The organism is Pseudomonas citronellolis (assembly GCF_029335315.1).
GTDB classification, from domain to species: domain Bacteria; phylum Pseudomonadota; class Gammaproteobacteria; order Pseudomonadales; family Pseudomonadaceae; genus Pseudomonas; species Pseudomonas citronellolis_A.
Window position 1 is genome coordinate 1 of sequence record NZ_JARJLT010000121.1, and the last position, 360, is coordinate 360.

Below are 360 nucleotides of genomic sequence, written 5' to 3' on the forward strand. Positions count from 1 at the left end.
CCGGATCAGCCCCCAGGTGCCGGCGTAGTCGCCGAACAGACGTGCCCCGCCGCGGGTGCTGGTCCAGCTCAGCGAGGCCCCCGGGTGGTCGCTGCCGCCCGGCCAGATGAACTGTTGCCAGCTCTGCACTTGGTTGAAGTACTCCAGGGCCACGCCGTCGAGGATTAAGCTGGTCTGCACGACATTGCGCACCGGCTTGGCCTGGAGCTGGAAGGTCATGCCCATGCCGCCATCGGTGTAGAGAATGTCAGCCAGTTCGCCGAGCTGGTTGATCGCCCGGAGGAACTCCGGGTTGAAGTGCAGGCCCTGGCTGTTGCCGCTGTCGGCGACCCAGCGATTGCCTTCCTTGTGCAGCACGCC

At 66.1% G+C, this 360-nt stretch carries 1 protein-coding gene; it reads right to left on the reverse strand.

Annotated elements, in window-relative coordinates:
- On the reverse strand, nucleotides 1–360 hold a 360-nt coding region (locus P3W75_RS10665), incomplete at both ends, for a type VI secretion IcmF C-terminal domain-containing protein (RefSeq protein ID WP_276227349.1).